We start from the raw sequence: 17,856 nt of genomic DNA, 5'->3' as shown, positions 1-17,856 counted from the left end.
CATAGACAATGACATTTAATTTTTTCGTCAATTTATTTCTATTTGTTATTTTTTTATTGTTGGTTTCTCAAAGTAAGAAAATGCAATGGAGTCTTTCACTACGTGTTATGCTAGGGCTTATCCTTGGCTTGATTTTTGGAAGTATTTTACAGTTTGTTTATGGAGAGGGTGAAGGCACTTTATTGAAATCCGTTGAATGGTTTAACATTGTCGGTGAAGGCTATATTTTATTGTTGCAAATGATTGTTATGCCACTGGTTTTTGTCTCTATCGTTTCAGCGGTTGCTCATTTACATTCTGTTTATGCTGTTGGAAAGATGAGTATAATAACAATTTCAATATTGCTTTTTACAACGGCTCTTTCAGCATTGGTTGGCGTGTTTGTGGTTAATTTCTTTGGATTAACAGCAAATGGTTTGGTGCATGAAGGGCAAAATGTCTCTGCTATTCTTGAAGGTCATATTTCTCAACTTGGAGATATGAATATACCAAAGATGATTTTGTCTATGATTCCTAAAAATCCATTTGCTGAATTGAGTGGAGCTAAACGTACGTCAATTATTAGTGTTGTGATTTTTGCGTCATTTTTAGGTGCATCGGTTCTTCTTTTAAAGAAAGATGAGCCAGAAAAAGGAGAAAAAGCGCTTTTATTTATTCAAGTGGCACAAGCTTGGATTATGCGGTTAGTCCGTATTGTGATTGCTTTGACGCCTTATGGTATTTTTGCACTTATGACGAAAGTAGGAGCAATATCGCGTATTACAGATATTTTAAATTTACTGGTTTTTATCATTGCCTCTTATGTCGGTATTATTTTAATTTTTGGAATTCATGGTGTATTGCTTGGTATTTCTGGGATTAATCCCTTTCGTTTTTTCAAAAAGGTTTTACCAGTTTTAACATTTGCTTTTAGCAGTCGTTCAAGTGCTGCAAGTATTCCTTTGAATATTGAAGCGCAAACACAGTGGATAGGTGTACCACAATCCATTGCGAGTTTTGCAGCTTCTTTTGGGGCAACAATTGGACAAAATGGTTGTGCTGGTCTTTATCCAGCGATGCTTGCGACCATGATTGCACCCTCTATGGGTATTAATCCTCTTGATCCTACTTGGATTGCTACGCTTATTGGTGTTGTAACGTTGAGTTCTATTGGTGTTGCTGGTGTGGGGGGAGGTGCTATTTTCGCTGCATTGATTGTGTTACCAATTATGGGGCTTCCTGTTACTTTGGTTGCTGTACTTATCTCTATTGAACCGCTAATTGATATGGGACGGACTGCTCTAAACGTGAGCGATTCAATGATAGCTGGAACGGTCACCAGTCAAATATTACGGACAACAGATAAAAGTATTTTTAAAAAATAATTTTAGATTATATTTTTGGGGGCTGTAAAACATCTGTAAGAGATATTTGCGCTGAACCAGGTTGTAGCGGTTTTTGTTGATTGGGATGAGGAGCCCAACCAGAGAGCCAGATGAAAGAAAAATGTGCACGAATACGTCCATCAGGATCACTAAATCGTTGTGCATAGATTTCAGCTGCGCGGAGAAAAAAACGTTTGGATACAGGGCGTCGTGAACGATTGATGAGTGCATTTTGCATTCCCATAGCTTTAAGATCGTGCATAAGGTCAAACATTGTATTATAACGTATTGTGATATCTTCAACGTCTGCTACAGGCAGGGCAAAGCCAACACGCTGTAAAAGAGCGCCTGCATCACGAATGTCGGCAAAAGGGTAGATTCTAGGGCTTGCTCCATCATAAATTTCACTTTCAGCTTGCAGCAGGCTTTCGCGCAATTCTCTTAATGTACCAGCTCCTGCCATAACAGCAAGAAATAAGCCATCTGGTTTAAGAGTATTTTTTATCTGGCTTAGAACACCAGGGGTATCATTGGTCAATTGTAATGAAAGAAGTGAAACAATAAGGTCACAGTAACTTTGAGGTAAATCAAGAAATTCTCGATGACGTAAATGAAATTTTTTATCATGGCTTTGATAAAGCGTATCGGTCTCAATGCGTTCTATGGAACAAACTTTTCCAGATTTCATTAAAGCTTGCGCAGCAAGGTCTGTATGGCTGTGTAAATCGAGAGCTAATGTAAAGAGGCGATCAACAGTGCTAAGGCGTTTATAGAGATCTTCTGCCATGTGAGAGAGTAAAAAGTCACATCCTTTTTTTGCTTTTTGAAAGGCACGTTTTCGGAATTGTTCAATGCGGTTATGATCAAAAATTAAAGGATGCGACATATTGTAGAACACTTTCGATCTATGAAAGAATATATTTTAAAAAGGTTCATTATTTGTGCAAGCTCTGTCAAGTTTATAATATGAAAGAAAATAAATTTATAGAAGGTAAGAGTTTTTAAAGGAATTAAAATTATAAATTGAGGAAATACAAAGGAACTTTTGTTCTGAGGGAAACTTGTAAAAGCCTAAATTTATAATGTTGTATTTTCGAGAAGCGGCGTTAAATAGCGGAGATATACTAAGTAAGTTCGTTGAACGCTTGAAAACGATGCTTTATCCACCAATTTGTCCTGGATGTAAGCAAAATGTTTTTACTTATGGTACGATTTGCTCCGAATGTTGGAAAGATCTTCAATTTATCACAAAACCTTATTGTCCTGTTATGGGGACTCCTTTTGTTTGTGATATGGGGGATGGTTTTCTTAGTGGTGAAGCACTCCGTAATTCCCATCCTTTTTCACGTGTTCGCTCAGTCATTGTTCATAAAGGGCTTGCACGAACTTTAGTAACGCGCTTAAAATATGGTGATCATATAGAATTGGCATCATTTATGGCCAATTGGATGATGTTTGCTGGACGCGAGGTTATTGATGATTGTGATGTTATTATTCCCATTCCATTGCATTTTCGTCGTTTTTGGGAGAGGCGTTATAATCAATCTGCTGAGCTTGCACGTTACATTGCAGCATCACAAAAAAAGCTTTTAAAACCGAGTTGGCTTGTTCGTTGTCGGCATACCCGTCCGCAGGTTAGTCTTTCTTCGAGAGAGAGAAAACTTAACGTAAAAAATGCTTTTAAGGTTTCGCATAAAGTTAAAAAATATCTCAAAGGATGTTCTGTTTTGCTGATTGATGATGTATTTACAACGGGTGCAACAGTTACAGCAGCAGCTGCTGCATTAAAAGATGCAGGTGCACGACAGGTTGATGTGCTAACATTTTCGCGTGTTCTCAAAGAAGATTCTATTTTTCCCTCTTCTTAAGAGGAATTTAAAATGAATATTATTAAAAAATATTGGAGGATAATACTATGAAAGAGGTAATAATTTATACACGCCCTAACTGTCCTTATTGTACAAAAGCACGTGATTTGCTTAATAAAAAAGGCGTAAAGTATACAGATATTGATGCTTCCACATCCCTTCGCCAAGAAATGGTACAGCGTGCAAATGGACGTAATACATTTCCACAAATTTTCATAGGTGATTATCACGTTGGCGGTTGTGATGATCTTTATGCTTTAGAGGCTGAGGGAAAGCTCAATTCTTTATTACAAGGCATATGATATTTGTAAATTACATATTCTTAAGACCGTTTTGCAAGAAGGAGATAGTTAACGCCCATGTCTTTTGAGCGATTCCAGCTGTCGTTTAATGGGTTATAAGTAATACCTATCTCATCAATGACAGTCAGAGCGTTTTTTGATAAGAAATTTTTAAGTTCTAGAGGTTTTAGGAATTTTTTATAATCATGGGTTCCTTTAGGAAGCCAACGTAGAATATATTCAGCGCCTACAATAGCAAGCCCCCATGCTTTCCATGTGCGGTTGAGTGTTGAGACAAACATCACCCCTTGTGGTTTCAGCATTTTTGCTGTAGCTTCTATGAAGAGATTAACGTCAGCGACATGTTCAACAACTTCCATATTAAGGATGATATCAAATTTTTCTCCTTCATTGGCAAGTACTTCTGCTGTCGTCGTGCGGTAATCAATGGAAAGATCATTTTGAGCTGCATGGGTTTTTGCGACTTCAATATTTGTTTGTGCAGCATCAACGCCTACAACTATAGCACCAAGACGTGCCATTGGTTCAGATAACAAGCCTCCTCCACAGCCAATATCAAGAATTTTCAAATTGTGAAAGGGCGTAAGTGAAGAAGGGTCACGATTAAACTCTAAACAGATTTTTTCTCTGATGTAAGCAAGGCGTGTTGGGTTAAATTGGTGAAGAGGTCGAAATTTTCCTTGTGGATTCCACCATTCTGTAGCAATACGTGAAAAATGATCAATTTCACTTTGATCAATAGTTGTTTGTGTTTCATCGATCATGTTGCCTTCCTTTATTTTTAATGATCAGGTCAAGTAGATTTTATACAAAGTCAAGAGAAATTAATATAATCATAATGAAACTTGCACAAATGATAGATATTCGCTATGTCGAGAAAATGGTTAGTTGATACAGCATCTAATTCTCATTACTGTTTGAGATAAGAGATGTAAAGGTAAGAGTGTTATTAATGGCGCGCATTGTCATGAAATTTGGTGGAACGTCTGTAGCAAACATTGAATGTATTCATAATGTTGCAAGGCATGTCAAAAGAGAGGTTGATGCAGGCAATGAGGTTGCCGTTGTCGTATCTGCGATGGCTGGTAAAACAAATGAACTTGTTCAGTGGACAAGTGATGCTTCCTCTATGCATAGAGATGCTCGTGAATATGATGTTGTGGTTGCTTCTGGTGAACAGGTTACGTCAGGTTTGTTGGCTTTGACACTTCGAGAAATGGGGGTGAATGCACGTTCATGGCTTGGTTGGCAAATTCCTATTCATACAGACAATGCGCATGGCCGTGCACGTATTACTAATATTGATGGATCTTTTTTAATCGAGTGTTTTCAGGAAGGTCAGGTTGCCGTTATTGCTGGTTTTCAGGGGTTATCTCCGGATAACCGGATTTCTACCTTAGGGCGTGGGGGATCAGATACAAGTGCTGTTGCTATAGCCGCTGCTGTACAAGCTGATCGCTGTGATATTTATACGGATGTGGATGGTGTTTATACAACGGATCCACGTATAGAGCCGAAAGCGCGTCGTTTACCAAAAGTAGCTTTTGAAGAAATGCTAGAAATGGCTTCTCTTGGTGCAAAGGTTTTACAGGTTCGTTCTGTTGAATTGGCAATGGTTCATAAGGTTCGTACCTTTGTGCGTTCAAGTTTTGAGGATCCTGATGCGTTAGGCATGGAGGATCCAATGAGTTCTTCTGGAACACTTATTTGCGATGAGGATGAAATTGTGGAACAACAAAATGTTACTGGTATTGCTTTTGCTAAGGATGAAGCACAAATTTCCCTTCGTCGGCTTGCCGATCGTCCAGGGATTTCGGCAGCAATTTTTGGTCCCTTGGCTGAAGAAAGCATTAATGTTGATATGATTGTGCAAAATATTTCTGAAGATGGCTCAAAAACTGATATGACTTTTACTGTACCATCATCAGATGTAGAAAAAGCCGTTACACTTCTTGAAAAGAATCGCAAAGAAATTGGATTTGATGTTCTCCAGTTTGAAAGCGATCTCGCCAAGGTATCTGTGATTGGTATTGGAATGCGTAGCCATGCAGGTGTTGCCGCTACAGCATTTAAGGCTTTGGCTGAAAAGGGTATTAACATTCAAGCAATTACGACCTCAGAAATTAAAATTTCTATTTTGATTGATAGTGCTTACACTGAACTTGCGGTTAGAACATTACATGCTGTTTATGCACTTGATAAGGGATAAGTATTTTTTAGTTTCAACAGAGTTTCAATAACGTAAAGCTTTAATATATATTAATAATTTTTGTTAAGGATATTTATATTTTAACTTAAATGGAATATTTAATACAGCAGGACTCTCTCATTTTAAACTTGTTCATGATGAATTTAAAATGGTCACTTATACATTACAAGAGAAAGATGTTTGGGTAAAAAACTGTTTAAGAAGGGATATAAAATATGCCGTCTATAAACGTTTTAGAGCCTATAGAGTGAGATGGAGAAGACTTTACGATAAGCCTTAATAGAACTAAGGAACAATGCACTGCGTTTATTCAAAGAATGCATGTTACATGAGGGACAGCCTCGTGAATACAGATTTAATATTATAAATCTTAGAGAAATGGGAGCTCATTGGATTAGTGACGGAATTACCAAAATAGAATTGATGATGTATTTTCTAGAGATGTTTAGTTTGTCATCAAATGATTGTTTATGACTTTATGTATATCTTGAAAATTTAATTTTTTCCGTATTACGAGGCAATAAAAAATATATCTCTATAGATAATATTTATGTTGCACTATAAGTTATAAAATTACCATGTCTTATGCGTTTATAGCTTCTTCAGAAGTACTTTTCATAAAATCATGTAAATATAGATCAAAATTAATGATAATGTTACAGTGTGTTGCTTTTATGATTTTATTACTTAAATTTTTTTCATGTCTATTTCTCTTTTTTGAATTATGATTAAGATTTTCAAAGTTTTTGATATCTCCATATGTTCTTTAGGTTAACTTTCTTCCCTTAACTACTCTATTATAAGTATTTTCTGTATCATACTGCCAATCACACATGAAATACATTCTTTCGTTTTTTCAGTATATCGTGCTAGTTTCTTATCATGTTTACATATTTTGCAAATGGTGGTCTTTGTAAGCAAAACTCTTCTTGTGAGAAATATAGCCATATTATTTTACCCTTCTTGTATTTTATGTAGCGTTGTACAATTTGAAAGTCTCGGAAATATTGCTTTTTAAATTATCTATGAAGAGTATTTTATGATATCAAGAAATATAGAGCGAGCTCTTTAAACAAAAAGAAAATAAATATCAAATAAGAGCGGAAAAAGGGGAGAACAACGATATATATGCTCTATTTTTCCACCAATCATATGTTTTAGAATAGTCTAAATGACTAGGATTTTCTTTTTTCCCGCGAGTTAATTACGTAAACTAGAGTGCTCCCTGTGGAAGCATGCTTCAAGTTTAATTCTTTCATGGAGTGAGACAAGCGATGTGTCGATGATAAAAAACGGGAATATTTTTCCACTCCATTGTCAATCTAGTAGTGATGTTATGACGTTGTTATTCCAAATAAATCTTTTGTTTTTTGTTACCTGTATCAATATCTAATGTCAGTGCAGATGCATATTTGATGGTATATTGAGACGGATAAGGGGCCTACGAGCAACTCCTGTTTTTGTATGCCAGATAGGAATAAGGATGTTGCGTATACCTGGTGGGGTAATTTCTGAAATGGAGATAAAACCTAATTGGGTGAGATGAAGCCATAAAAGTAAAAACCAACTTCCATTTTACAATTTCCTTTTAATTCTGCTTTACAATTTTCAAAGGTATTGACAGCAATATCTTTTAAATAATGGATATTACACATTGGTTCACATTTTTGTTTATTGCGTTATTTAAATCGTATATGCCTTTCACGTAAAAAAAACGCTATTATAGTGCCAATTTACGCGCTTGTTTTGAAGAAATATCTCTCTCCCCAAGCCCCCACATTATGGCGCCTGTGGATGGCGTAACGTAAAGTTTATTGGGGACCACCATCTCCTTTACTTAGATCAAAGGTGTCAGCTGGTCGTCATCATTTAATTTTTAGTTTTCCTGTTGAACAGCGCTTATATGGATATGATGAAGCATTCTTATTTCTTTCTTCAAATAATCCATACTTCTCCTCGGCTTGTGACGTGTAAGAGAATAGTCTTGATTGATTCATCATGTACAGATTTGAAATGAGGAAATCATACGATATTTAGACTCCATTCAAGATTTATAATGATAAATCAAATATTTTTTATCCAAAAATAATGTGCTTTTAAGAAGATAAAAATTAAAGTTATTTAGAATACCGCAATAAAATCAGTAACGAGGAGGGTGGTTTATTGAAAAAAAATAAACCATGGAATTACTTAACTGATTATTGAATTTTGCTTATTCTTATCTGTTTCGTATGATTAAACATAAGATATTGATTTATAATAATTAATTTTTTCTTTATAGTGAATAATAGTCCCGACGAAAGGCAGCTTTTCTGAAACCACGAAGCCTTTCATATTGAAACAATTAAAATCATTTTTGTGCACACCATGAGTGGAGCCGGTGCATGAGTAAAAGAATATTGAAGAAAGGAATAAAAATATCTCTTATAAGTCTTCTTAAGAGTCAAAGGTGTTGTAACATTAGAGGCTCGTAAATAGTATGATGATGTTAGTTTTCTCCTTCATAAGTGTAAAGATGAGGCGAGACAACAGCTTTTACATTAAATATCGTCCGAACCCAACAAATGAGCGAAATCGCTTTTTAAAAGTTCTGCATAAAAATGTATTTTTAGTTAGTTTGTTAGGAACTATGAGAAATTCCTTTATTGCGCTTAATATAAATAAATCCATATCCCAGACCGATAAGGGCAGATAAACCTGAGCCACAAAGGACCCCAATTTTTGCCGCATCAAGCAGAATAATATCTTTAAAAGCGAGCATTGAAACAAAAATAGACATTGTAAAGCCAATTCCTGCTAAAAAACCAATGAGTAAAACGCCTGTCCAGGTCATATGAGGGGGGAGGCGGCATAGCCCTGATTTTACAGCTATATAACTGGCAGTGATAATACCAAGAGGCTTACCGATGAAAAGACCAATGACAACACCCAAAACAATCAAGAATGATTTGTCAGAAGAAAGATCAAAGTTTGCAAAACTTACTCCTGCATTTGCGAAGGCAAAAACTGGCATGATACCGTATGCAACCCATGGATGCAATGCTTTTTGAACACGTGTTACTGGGGCGATCATGGCCCGTTGTCCTTTGCGCATCTTTTTCAATGCTGTTGAAATATGATGCAGATCTGTTTTTGTATTTTTTTCTTGAAGAATTTGCATAGCGTTACTGAGCATGGTGAGTGGCGCTACAAGAGTACGGGTAGGAAGAACGGGAGTCATCATCCCTAAGATTACGCCAGCAAGCGATGGGTGAACGCCTGTTACCATTAAACCCCACCAAATGATTGCACCAGGTAAAATGTAAAGCCATGCTGATGCAAGCCCGATCCACTGAAAAAATAGTACCAAAGCAATACCCGCTCCTGCAATCATTAAACCGCTAGGATCAATGTTTGTTGAGTAGAAAAAAGCAATAATAAGAACAGCGATAATATCGTCAATAATTGCTAATGATAGAAGAATAATATGAAGATTAGAGGGAATTTTTTTCCCTAGAAGAGCAAGAATACCTAGAGCAAAGGCAATATCTGTTGCTGTTGGCACAGCCCAACCGCGGATATGTCCCTCGTTAAAATTGAAGATAAAGTAAATAATTGCAGGAACACAAACGCCCCCTATTGCAGCAACAATTGGTAAGATTGCTTGTTTAAAATCGGCAAGAGCCCCTTCATGAATTTCGCGTCGAATTTCCATTCCTGCGACGAGAAAGAAAATAGTCATAAGGGCATCATTAACCCAGAAATGTAAATCCCATGAAAGAGTGAAATGACCCAAATTAAAGCCAAGAGGTGTATGCCAAAAAGATTCATAGAAAGCAGCATATTTAGAATTGGCAAAAATAAGTGCAGAAGCAGCAGCTAATAAAAGAACAACACCACTAAGAGCTTCAATATGGAGAAAACGCTCGATAGCAGAAAGCGCTTGATTAGTGACACGAGAAGCGCGATTAGGCAGGCGATTTGAAGATAAATCAGACATGAACAACTCCAAGCATCGTCAATTTTAGATTCTATACTCTCTGTATAAATGACTTTGTATGATACCTTCTGTATCATACAAAAGAAAAAAGAGGAATAAAGTTCTTAATTTATAGACAAGATCATCATGTTTAAAGCACAAAATGTTTAACGCGACGCTTCATTTTTAATAGTGAGATGTACTTTGCTTAAAGCCTTAGATAGATCATTTTGTAGAGCAGATTCGAGATCAACTATTGCGAGACCTTTATTATCGTTTGCTTTAATTTTAACGATCAATGTTTGTGGATTTTTAGCAAATTCTCCTAAGGATTTTGAAATTTTTTCTGCTTCGTCATGATTTTTTAGCAGAATTTTTGGGGTCTGCGTCATCATTAGATAGAAATCGTCATAAAGTTCCTTTTTTAGATCATGTTGGCTGTCATTAAGATTTTGCGCAAGATAAGAAAAAAGCTTATCAATGAAACCTGCATCCGTATATTGTATATCAATTTCATTGATGCCAAGGTCTTGAGACGCAGCAATCATTATATTTTTCTGACCAGAAAAAAGCTTTTCATCAACATCAATAACCTTAGCCGAGATGTTCCCAGATCCAACGTTTTTCATATTGAAAGACATTGTATCAAGAAAGAGCATACGTTTTTTTTCATCGTAAGAAATATCAATTTTTCCTGAAACATTAAAGCGCTCAAAGTTCAGGTTTTTGAAGAACTCTAAGTCTTTTTCATTCATTTTTTTAGGTAAAACGGAAAGGTTATTGAGAGAAAGAAAAAGCTTTTTAGGGATAGGTTGTTTCCACAAACTTGGTTTGAATTGGAATGATTCGAGCGTTGCTTTCAACTGCGGTATATCAACGGTGATATTATCAACTTTGGCATCCGCTGAGGTAATGGCGAGCAGTATGTTTAGAAGAAGACCATTTTGTGCTACTTTTTCAGCGATTTTATTATTCTCTTTTCTTGCATTAAGATAAGCTTTGATTAATTTTTCAGGAGTTTGCTCAAGCGGTTTCATCTTTAAACCAGATGTTTTAAACTGCCCAAGGAAGAAAGAGCTGTTTTTTTCTGCTTCTTCAAAAATATCGACACTTATATTATTCAAAGAAATGGGGCCAGTAACGGTTTTACCTTGATTGAGAGCATTGTTTTTTCCAAAAATGATAGAGTAGGCATAGTTGATGTCGATATCATGGGCTTTTATTGTATTACTTTTAGCCATAAGTTGCATCTGTTTGGCACCATTTGCTACGACCGTTTTAAGATCCATATTTTTGATACTAACTGAATGGATATGGTTATTTCTAAAATCAGAAAGCTGGAAATTCTTGATTTCAACCGTTTCTGTTCGGTTATTTTTATTTTCTATAGAAAGTTGTATATTGGGAGCAATAATTGAGGAAAGCTCAATACGCATCATTGATTGTAAAAGACGTGATGTTATCGTTCTATCTTTTTCTTTTAAGGATACATTCCGAAGAGAAATTTGGGGAATTTGCACATGAATATTATTATACTTTAAATCAACATTATAAAATGTAAAAGTTCCGGGAATAAAGGAAAGAGGAGGACGGGCAGAAATGGCACCAATTTTAAGTGATGTACCAGCTGGAACAGGTATTGTCACATTCTTCAAATTGATTTTACCTAGAATGCTTACTTCAGATGTTTCGGCTTTTATGGAATGACGGGCTATTTCTTTTCTTACAAAACTGTCAAGATAGGGTTTTGCAATATAAAATCCACCAACAATTATAATTGCCAAGATAGCAACAAATCCAATAATGCAAGTGAGCCAATATCTGAGGTTACTTTGATACCCACTATTAAGATTGACCATTCTTTCTTCTTTCATTTTTATCACTCTTTGAATTGAGAGTGAAGATAAATTCTTTTAAGCAACGACAAAGGTTTAAATATAGCGTGTACCAGTTTCAACAATTATCTACTCTCTATATTAGAGTTATTCTCATCTTTTTTGCAATATAGCTTTATCAACTTTTATCAATTTTCTTTGGGTTCAGCACTTTATAGAAAAGCACGCATAATAAGGAGAGGCAAGTTTATGCGCATCATAATTTTTTATCACTTTAAAATTATCCTAAAATATTTCGATGTCTGCTTTTATCTTGCTGCTGTTTATAGGAATATTTAAAACATAAAAAATATGTTCTTGTTCATTATAATTTAATGGGGAGAGGTAAGTGTTATGACAGAAAATCAAATAATGGCTTTTTCGATCATTGGTCTCATGATGGTTGTTTTTATTTGGGATCGATTTCGTTATGATCTTGTTGCTATTTCTACTTTATTAATAGCTTGTGCCCTTGGTCTTGTCAGTCCGAAGGAAGCTTTTAGCGGTTTTAGTAATGATATCGTTATTATCGTGGGGAGTGTGTTTGTTGTCAGTACGGCTGTATCTCGCTCTGGTATAATGGAATTTATTATTCAACGGATATGGCCAGACGTGAAATCGGTGCGTCTTCAATTAGCGTTTTTGGTTCTTTCTGTTGTCGTATTATCAATGTTTGTTAAAAATATTGGTGCTTTGGCGATTATGCTTCCGATAGCTTTTCAGTTTGCACGTCGTTCTCAGGTTTCTCCTTCTGTCTTTTTGATGCCCATGGCCTTTGGTTCTTTGTTGGGGGGGCTTATGACACAGATAGGAACATCTCCCAATGTTGTTATTTCAGCGATGCAAGAACGTTTAGCAGGAACACCTTTTACTATGTTTGATTTTACACCAGTTGGTGCGGTTATTGCGACGGCTGGTGTTGTATATTTGGTCTGTTTTTATTGGCTTTTGCCTGTGCGTGTGCGTTCAGGTGTATCGTTTGATGATGCCATTGATATTCGTAATTATGTTGCAGAAGTACATATTCCAATAAATTCACCGATTGTGGGAAAAAATATTGTTGATTTGGTTAAGCCATCAAGTGGTGATGTTATGGTGATTCAAATCATCAGAAACAAAGTATCTATTTCACCATTACCAGATTTTGTTTTGTCTGAAAATGATATTATTTTGCTGGAAGGATCACATACAGGGTTAGATAGCGTGATGAATTCTGCTCGTTTAGAGTTTTCTAAGGGGCGAACTATTGTTGCAGGTGATAAGGACAGTGATATTGATATTATTGAAGCAGTCATTACCCATAATTCACCTCTTATCGGTATTAGTGCGAAAGAGTTTTCCTTATTTGATCGCTATAATGTAAATTTGCTTGCGTTAAGTCGTCAACATGAAAGGGTGCGGGGAAGACTTGATGATATTATTTTCCATCTTGGAGATGTGATTGTTTTGCAAGGACAGGATGCAGTTATTCCAAATTTATTAAGAGAATTGAAATGCTTGCCCCTAGCAAAACGAAATATTGTGTTTGGAAATTTACGACATGGTTTCATCTCTTTAGCTGTTTTATTTATAGCAATTATTTTTACAGCTTTTCATATTGTTCCAGTTGCTTTTTCTTTCTTTTCTGCTGCTGCTGCAATGGTGATCTTTCGTGTTTTGCCCGCGCGTGATCTGTATCAGGCATTAGATGGCTCAATATTAGTGCTATTAGCGGCTCTTATTCCAGTGAGTGAAGCGTTAGAGAAAACAGGATGTACGGATCTCATTGGTCAATGGCTGAGCCAATTGGCAATATTTTTCCCGCCATCCGGTGCTTTAGCGCTTATGTTGGTGACAGCTATGTTGGTTACGCCATTTTTGAATAATGCAGCAACAGTGATGATGGTAGCACCAATTGCGTCAAGTTTTGCTCATTCCCTTCATTATAAGCCTGAAGCTTTTTTGATGGCTGTTGCAATTGGTGCGGGCTGTGAGTTTCTTACACCTATTGGACATCAAAGTAATATGCTCGTGATGGCGCCAGGAGGATATCGTTTTAGTGATTATCCACGTTTAGGTGCTCCATTGGCGGTGTTGATCGTTATTATTGCTGTTCCAATGCTTATGTGGGTTTGGCCTTTACAATAGGATATTTTTAGAAACTTTAAGAATCAATTATAAAAGGTTGTTAATCGTATGAAGATAAGTTGAAGGGATATACTTTATATAAAGAGCTTTAACTGAAGATTTGGAATTATACCACACTGTAATCATGGCGCTTCGGTATTTTTGATACAGATAAAAATTTATCTATTTGGTTTTAGTAGATATTCATGGAAATTTACTGTTTATTCAAGTTTTTTCAAGAATTGGTTTTTCTATTATAATTCTATAATCCAATACAACCAACGATTGCGGTTGAAGACTTTAAAAGATTATCTCTCTATATAATGGGGAGAAAATCTGCTTGAGATGATAGGCAATCATGATAAATATTAAGGCAGTGAATTTTTCATAAGACTCAATATATGTAAAAGCTGTAATATGTACAAACAGGGTGCTTATATCATTTTCGATTAAGACTGTTGCAAAAATCCGATTGAATTGGCTACATGTTGATTTAAAATAAATAAACGAGCAATTTAAAGATTTTTAGTTAATTAGGACTACCATCTTTATCCATTTATGCGTAAAAGCACAGATAAAGTAACTTTTTTCAAGGTATGATATATGTCGTATGATAGTTTTATTGCTGAAGTGAATGCAGAATTTCGTCAGGAAAAGGCGCTTGCTTTTTGGAGACGGTATGGTTTTTCAATTATTGGAGCAGTTATTCTTTTTATATTCATGATAGTTGCTTATCAAGTTTATCATCATACGCAAATAAAGAAAGCTGGTTATATTGGTGATGCATTTGTAAAGAGTCTTGATCTTGCGAATACACGTGATTTTGATAAAGCGATAAAGCAATTAGAAACTGTTAAAACCTCTCATTTTGGGGGGTATCCTTTTCTTGCTCGTTTACGTGAGGCTTCTTTACTCATGGAGAAAGGTGATATTATTAAGTCAGTGGAGATCTTTGATTCTGTTGCAGCGGATGAGAAAGCACCGCAGATTTTGCAGAAAGTTGCAAAAATTCGGGCGGCTTATATTCTGGTTGATACAGGGACATTAGCTGATGTTGAAAAGCGCATCAAAGATATGGCAAGTGATACCGATCCTATGCGTATGTCTGCAAGAGAAGCTTTAGGCTTAGCTGCCTATAAGGCGGATAAAATGGATGAGGCGGTTTATTATTTTAAAAAAAATTCTGAAGAAGGTGCTTTGGGTTCAAAAATAACAGATCGGGCTCGAATGATGCTTGAGCTTATACAAGCTGAGGGCAAGGCAAATAAGGAATAAATCGATGAGCCTTACCATTGCTATCATTGGTCGTCCCAATGTTGGGAAGTCGACACTATTTAATCGTTTGGTTGGGCAAAAATTGGCTTTGGTTGATGATAAGCCTGGTGTAACACGTGATCGGCGTATTCATGCGGCAAAACTTCAAGATCTACGTTTTGATGTGATTGATACGGCTGGGCTGGAAGAAGCAGGTGATCATACACTCGAGGGGCGTATGCGTTCTCATACAAAAGTTGCAATTGATGAAGCGGATCTTATTTTATTTGTATTTGATGCAAAGAGCGGAATAACACCAAGTGATTTAAATTTTTCTTCATTGGTTCGCAAATCAGGAAAGCCAATTGTGCTTGTTGCCAATAAGTCTGAGTCAAGAGCGGCAACAGGAGGAGAGTATGAGGCGTGGTCATTAGGTTTGGGAGAGCCGTGCCCAATATCGGCTGAACATGGTTTGGGACTTAGTGATCTGCGTGATGCAATTATAGATGCTGTTGGGTCAGAGCATGCTTTTGGCAACAACAAAGAAGAAAATAGGATGATACAGCCTGCATCTGTTGGTGATGATGTAAAGGATTTGGAAGAAGAGGAGCTTATTTACGATGAAAGTAAGCCCATTAGGATTGCGATTGCGGGGCGTCCCAATACAGGAAAATCCACTCTTATTAATAGTATGTTGAAACAAGAGCGATTGTTAACAGGACCAGAAGCAGGACTCACGCGTGATTCTATTTCTGTAGATTGGGAATGGCGTGGTCGTCATATTAAACTTTTTGATACTGCAGGTTTACGTCGAAAATCGAGAATTCAAGAAAAATTAGAAAAACTATCTGTTGCAGATACTTTGCGTGCTATTCGTTTTGCAGAAGTGGTGGTCATTGTTTTTGATGCAACGATACCTTTTGAAAAGCAGGATTTACAAATTGCTGATCTTGTGATTCGTGAAGGGCGTGTTCCAGTTATTGCTTTCAATAAGTGGGACCTTATTGAAAACAGTCAGACTACATTGATTGATTTGCATGAAAAATGTGCTCGATTTCTTCCTCAAGTTCGTGGTTTGAGAGCCGTTCCTTTATCAGGACAATATGGTCAAGGGATTGATAAACTGATGGAAAATGTCATGATGATGCACCGTGTATGGAATCGTCGCATTTCGACGGCTAAATTGAACCAATGGCTTGGAACTGTTGTGGCACATCATCCACCTCCTGCGGTTTCTGGACGTCGACTTAAGGTTAAATACATCACACAGGTTAAGACACGTCCTCCTGGATTTATGATTTCTTGCTCGCGTCCCAAAAGTATGCCACAGTCGTATTTGCGTTATCTTGTCAATGGGTTACGTGAAACATTTGATATGTCTGGTATACCTGTTCGCATATCATTACGAGCCTCTGATAATCCTTTTGCGACACGTTCCAAGAAGAAATGATAACTCTTTAATTTTTTGAGTGAATGAAATCTATACTTAAGAATCTTAAAAGTAAGTTTTTTCAATGATCTTTCTTTTCATAAAATTAAAATTTTATTTGCTAAAGTTTTAATTTTATTGATGATCATTTATTTGCATGTCATGAGAAGAGTGTGATAGGGAGTATTTAAGAAAGAGTACATAATCCTCTTAATGGGTTATTTAAGTGCAAGAGTAGATGCAATATGAGGGTAGGGGAATATAATTATGATGCTTGTGTGAAAAGCAGTATTAGATTATCGTTTCATAAAAATAAAGATTATGAATAAGCGCTTTTGCTTACGATAGTTTTGTCTGAATAAAAAGCAAAAATACTTGCTAAATCTACCGATATTCAATTGTAAAGAGCGAGGTTCATAAAAGTGGATTAAAATTGTATAAAGTGGTATGGTAATCGTATTTAAATTTTATTGTGTTCTATTGGCTTAATCTATTTGAAATTTTAGATTTATTAATATCTTGTATTTAAAGGAACTTCTCTTAATACCCTCAAGCTCATTTCGTGATGGGGCCTGTAATGGCATATGTAAAATACTTTGCGAATAGGATCATATAGAAACCATTGATTATTATTTTCATAAAATAAAAAGTGCAAGTTTATTTGAATAAAAGGTGTAAACTAACGCTCTCATACTGTTTTTTAGCTTTCTATGTTCTCTTTCAAAACTAGGATTGATATAACATTGGGAGCCGGAAAATAAGATGGTATCAGTTGACACCTTTCGTTAAGCGTAAAAATGGTTGTTCTATGAGTTTTATATTATTCACGGGAACTTTTGTTATACATTCACGGGTGCTGTCGTGAAATCGGTTTAGGTGCTCAGAATATCTTTTTAAGAAAGCATGTAAATTGAAAAATACGTTATTTCTGCAATAAAATTTATACGATAACTTGTGATAGATTTCTTTTAGTATCTTGACGAATAAATTTGGGAACAATATGATGCACACGGTTTTATGAAATGTATTCTTACGTTGCTTTTTAATTAAGGAGCCAATGATGGCGATGGGCGAGAAACCCGTTATGAGCCGTAAGGAGGCTGAAGAGAAAAAGCAAGGAGAGTGTCTTCATTCAGAGGATTTGGAATGTCGTAGTAGGAATTTAAGCGTGGCTTTAGTGCGCAAGCAAGCATTAAAGAAGCGGGAGCATAAGAATAAGCGGGAAAAATCACAAGGAAGGATGGCAGGCGCAATTAAGCTTTCCAGTGAGTTTCTGGCAAGTGTTATAGTTGGTATTGTTTTGGGGTTGGGGTTTGATAAGTTAGCAGGTTCATGGCCTTGGGGATTAGTATTTTTTCTCTTCTTTGGGTTTGCTGCTGGTGTATTGAGTATTCTTCGGTCTGTGGGGTATGTTTCCTCCAGTCAATTAGGAAAAAAAGGCGCATTGCGCCAAAAACAAGATAAAGGGGCCAATGAGAGGTCCGATAAATGA

Annotated in this window: 12 protein-coding genes; 8 read left to right on the top strand and 4 right to left on the bottom strand. The window is 36.2% G+C overall.

The genetic code is table 11. The annotated features are described in order from the left end of the window. Positions 1-8 precede the first annotated feature (8 nt). The gene (locus tag ACFIMS_RS06575) at positions 9-1,364 is read left to right on the top strand and encodes an L-cystine transporter (protein ID WP_375696510.1); all 1,356 of its coding nucleotides are present in this window, start codon (positions 9-11) and stop codon (positions 1,362-1,364) included. A gap of 7 nt (positions 1,365-1,371) precedes the next feature. Here the strand turns inward: ACFIMS_RS06575 and ACFIMS_RS06570 are convergent, their stop codons facing one another. Further along, on the bottom strand, positions 1,372-2,250 hold the full coding sequence (locus tag ACFIMS_RS06570) for a methyltransferase (protein WP_375696509.1): 879 nt from the start codon (positions 2,248-2,250) through the stop codon (positions 1,372-1,374). Positions 2,251-2,446: 196 nt separating this feature from the next. Between ACFIMS_RS06570 and ACFIMS_RS06565 the strand changes: the two genes are divergently transcribed. Beyond that, positions 2,447-3,232: a ComF family protein gene (locus ACFIMS_RS06565; protein WP_375621100.1), complete on the top strand. Its 786-nt coding sequence runs from the start codon at positions 2,447-2,449 to the stop codon at positions 3,230-3,232. A 47-nt stretch (positions 3,233-3,279) separates the two neighbouring features. Further along, positions 3,280-3,534, top strand: coding sequence for a glutaredoxin 3 (grxC, locus tag ACFIMS_RS06560; RefSeq protein WP_375612081.1), 255 nt, complete (start codon positions 3,280-3,282; stop codon positions 3,532-3,534). Positions 3,535-3,554: 20 nt separating this feature from the next. On the opposite strand, the gene ubiG is transcribed toward grxC, so the two are convergent. Then, complete coding sequence (ubiG, locus tag ACFIMS_RS06555) at positions 3,555-4,298, bottom strand: bifunctional 2-polyprenyl-6-hydroxyphenol methylase/3-demethylubiquinol 3-O-methyltransferase UbiG (protein WP_375638029.1); 744 nt, start codon at positions 4,296-4,298, stop codon at positions 3,555-3,557. 188 nt (positions 4,299-4,486) lie between these two features. Here ubiG and ACFIMS_RS06550 point away from each other — a divergent pair, with 188 nt between their 5' ends. After that, the gene (locus ACFIMS_RS06550; RefSeq protein WP_375650702.1) at positions 4,487-5,743 is read left to right on the top strand and encodes an aspartate kinase; all 1,257 of its coding nucleotides are present in this window, start codon (positions 4,487-4,489) and stop codon (positions 5,741-5,743) included. 2,620 nt (positions 5,744-8,363) lie between these two features. Here ACFIMS_RS06550 and nhaA read toward each other — a convergent pair. Further along, positions 8,364-9,722 (bottom strand): Na+/H+ antiporter NhaA, encoded by a 1,359-nt coding sequence (nhaA, locus tag ACFIMS_RS06545; protein ID WP_375618444.1) that lies wholly within the window; start codon positions 9,720-9,722, stop codon positions 8,364-8,366. 146 nt (positions 9,723-9,868) lie between these two features. Further along, entirely contained in the window at positions 9,869-11,575 is a 1,707-nt protein-coding gene (locus tag ACFIMS_RS06540) for a hypothetical protein (protein ID WP_375696508.1), read from the bottom strand. A gap of 354 nt (positions 11,576-11,929) precedes the next feature. Between ACFIMS_RS06540 and ACFIMS_RS06535 the strand changes: the two genes are divergently transcribed. The 4 genes from ACFIMS_RS06535 (at position 11,930) to ACFIMS_RS06520 (ending at position 17,856) form a co-directional block, all read left to right on the top strand. Continuing rightward, positions 11,930-13,702, top strand: a complete 1,773-nt coding sequence (locus tag ACFIMS_RS06535) for an SLC13 family permease (protein WP_375696507.1) — start codon at positions 11,930-11,932, stop codon at positions 13,700-13,702. A 582-nt stretch (positions 13,703-14,284) separates the two neighbouring features. Next, complete coding sequence (locus ACFIMS_RS06530) at positions 14,285-14,956, top strand: tetratricopeptide repeat protein (RefSeq protein WP_375631016.1); 672 nt, start codon at positions 14,285-14,287, stop codon at positions 14,954-14,956. A 4-nt stretch (positions 14,957-14,960) separates the two neighbouring features. Further along, a complete protein-coding gene (gene der, locus ACFIMS_RS06525) occupies positions 14,961-16,385 on the top strand; it encodes a ribosome biogenesis GTPase Der (RefSeq protein ID WP_273790396.1) in 1,425 nt (474 codons plus the stop codon). A 1,039-nt stretch (positions 16,386-17,424) separates the two neighbouring features. Further along, positions 17,425-17,856 (top strand): AtpZ/AtpI family protein, encoded by a 432-nt coding sequence (locus ACFIMS_RS06520; RefSeq protein WP_273790397.1) that lies wholly within the window; start codon positions 17,425-17,427, stop codon positions 17,854-17,856.

The sequence above is a fragment of the Bartonella sp. AP331QHHD genome (assembly GCF_042195905.1).
Lineage (GTDB): Bacteria > Pseudomonadota > Alphaproteobacteria > Rhizobiales > Rhizobiaceae > Bartonella.
The sequence above is the reverse complement of the archived record's forward strand: the minus strand, read 5'-3'. Positions and strand labels throughout refer to the sequence as shown.

Coding starts and splice junctions, on each gene's coding strand:
- ACFIMS_RS06575 (WP_375696510.1), top strand. CDS start 9: ATGACATTTAATTTTTTCGTCAATTTATTTCTATTTGTTATTTTTTTA.
- ACFIMS_RS06570 (WP_375696509.1), bottom strand. CDS start 2,250: ATGTCGCATCCTTTAATTTTTGATCATAACCGCATTGAACAATTCCGA.
- ACFIMS_RS06565 (WP_375621100.1), top strand. CDS start 2,447: ATGTTGTATTTTCGAGAAGCGGCGTTAAATAGCGGAGATATACTAAGT.
- grxC (WP_375612081.1), top strand. CDS start 3,280: ATGAAAGAGGTAATAATTTATACACGCCCTAACTGTCCTTATTGTACA.
- ubiG (WP_375638029.1), bottom strand. CDS start 4,298: ATGATCGATGAAACACAAACAACTATTGATCAAAGTGAAATTGATCAT.
- ACFIMS_RS06550 (WP_375650702.1), top strand. CDS start 4,487: ATGGCGCGCATTGTCATGAAATTTGGTGGAACGTCTGTAGCAAACATT.
- nhaA (WP_375618444.1), bottom strand. CDS start 9,722: ATGTCTGATTTATCTTCAAATCGCCTGCCTAATCGCGCTTCTCGTGTC.
- ACFIMS_RS06540 (WP_375696508.1), bottom strand. CDS start 11,575: ATGAAAGAAGAAAGAATGGTCAATCTTAATAGTGGGTATCAAAGTAAC.
- ACFIMS_RS06535 (WP_375696507.1), top strand. CDS start 11,930: ATGACAGAAAATCAAATAATGGCTTTTTCGATCATTGGTCTCATGATG.
- ACFIMS_RS06530 (WP_375631016.1), top strand. CDS start 14,285: ATGTCGTATGATAGTTTTATTGCTGAAGTGAATGCAGAATTTCGTCAG.
- der (WP_273790396.1), top strand. CDS start 14,961: ATGAGCCTTACCATTGCTATCATTGGTCGTCCCAATGTTGGGAAGTCG.
- ACFIMS_RS06520 (WP_273790397.1), top strand. CDS start 17,425: ATGGCGATGGGCGAGAAACCCGTTATGAGCCGTAAGGAGGCTGAAGAG.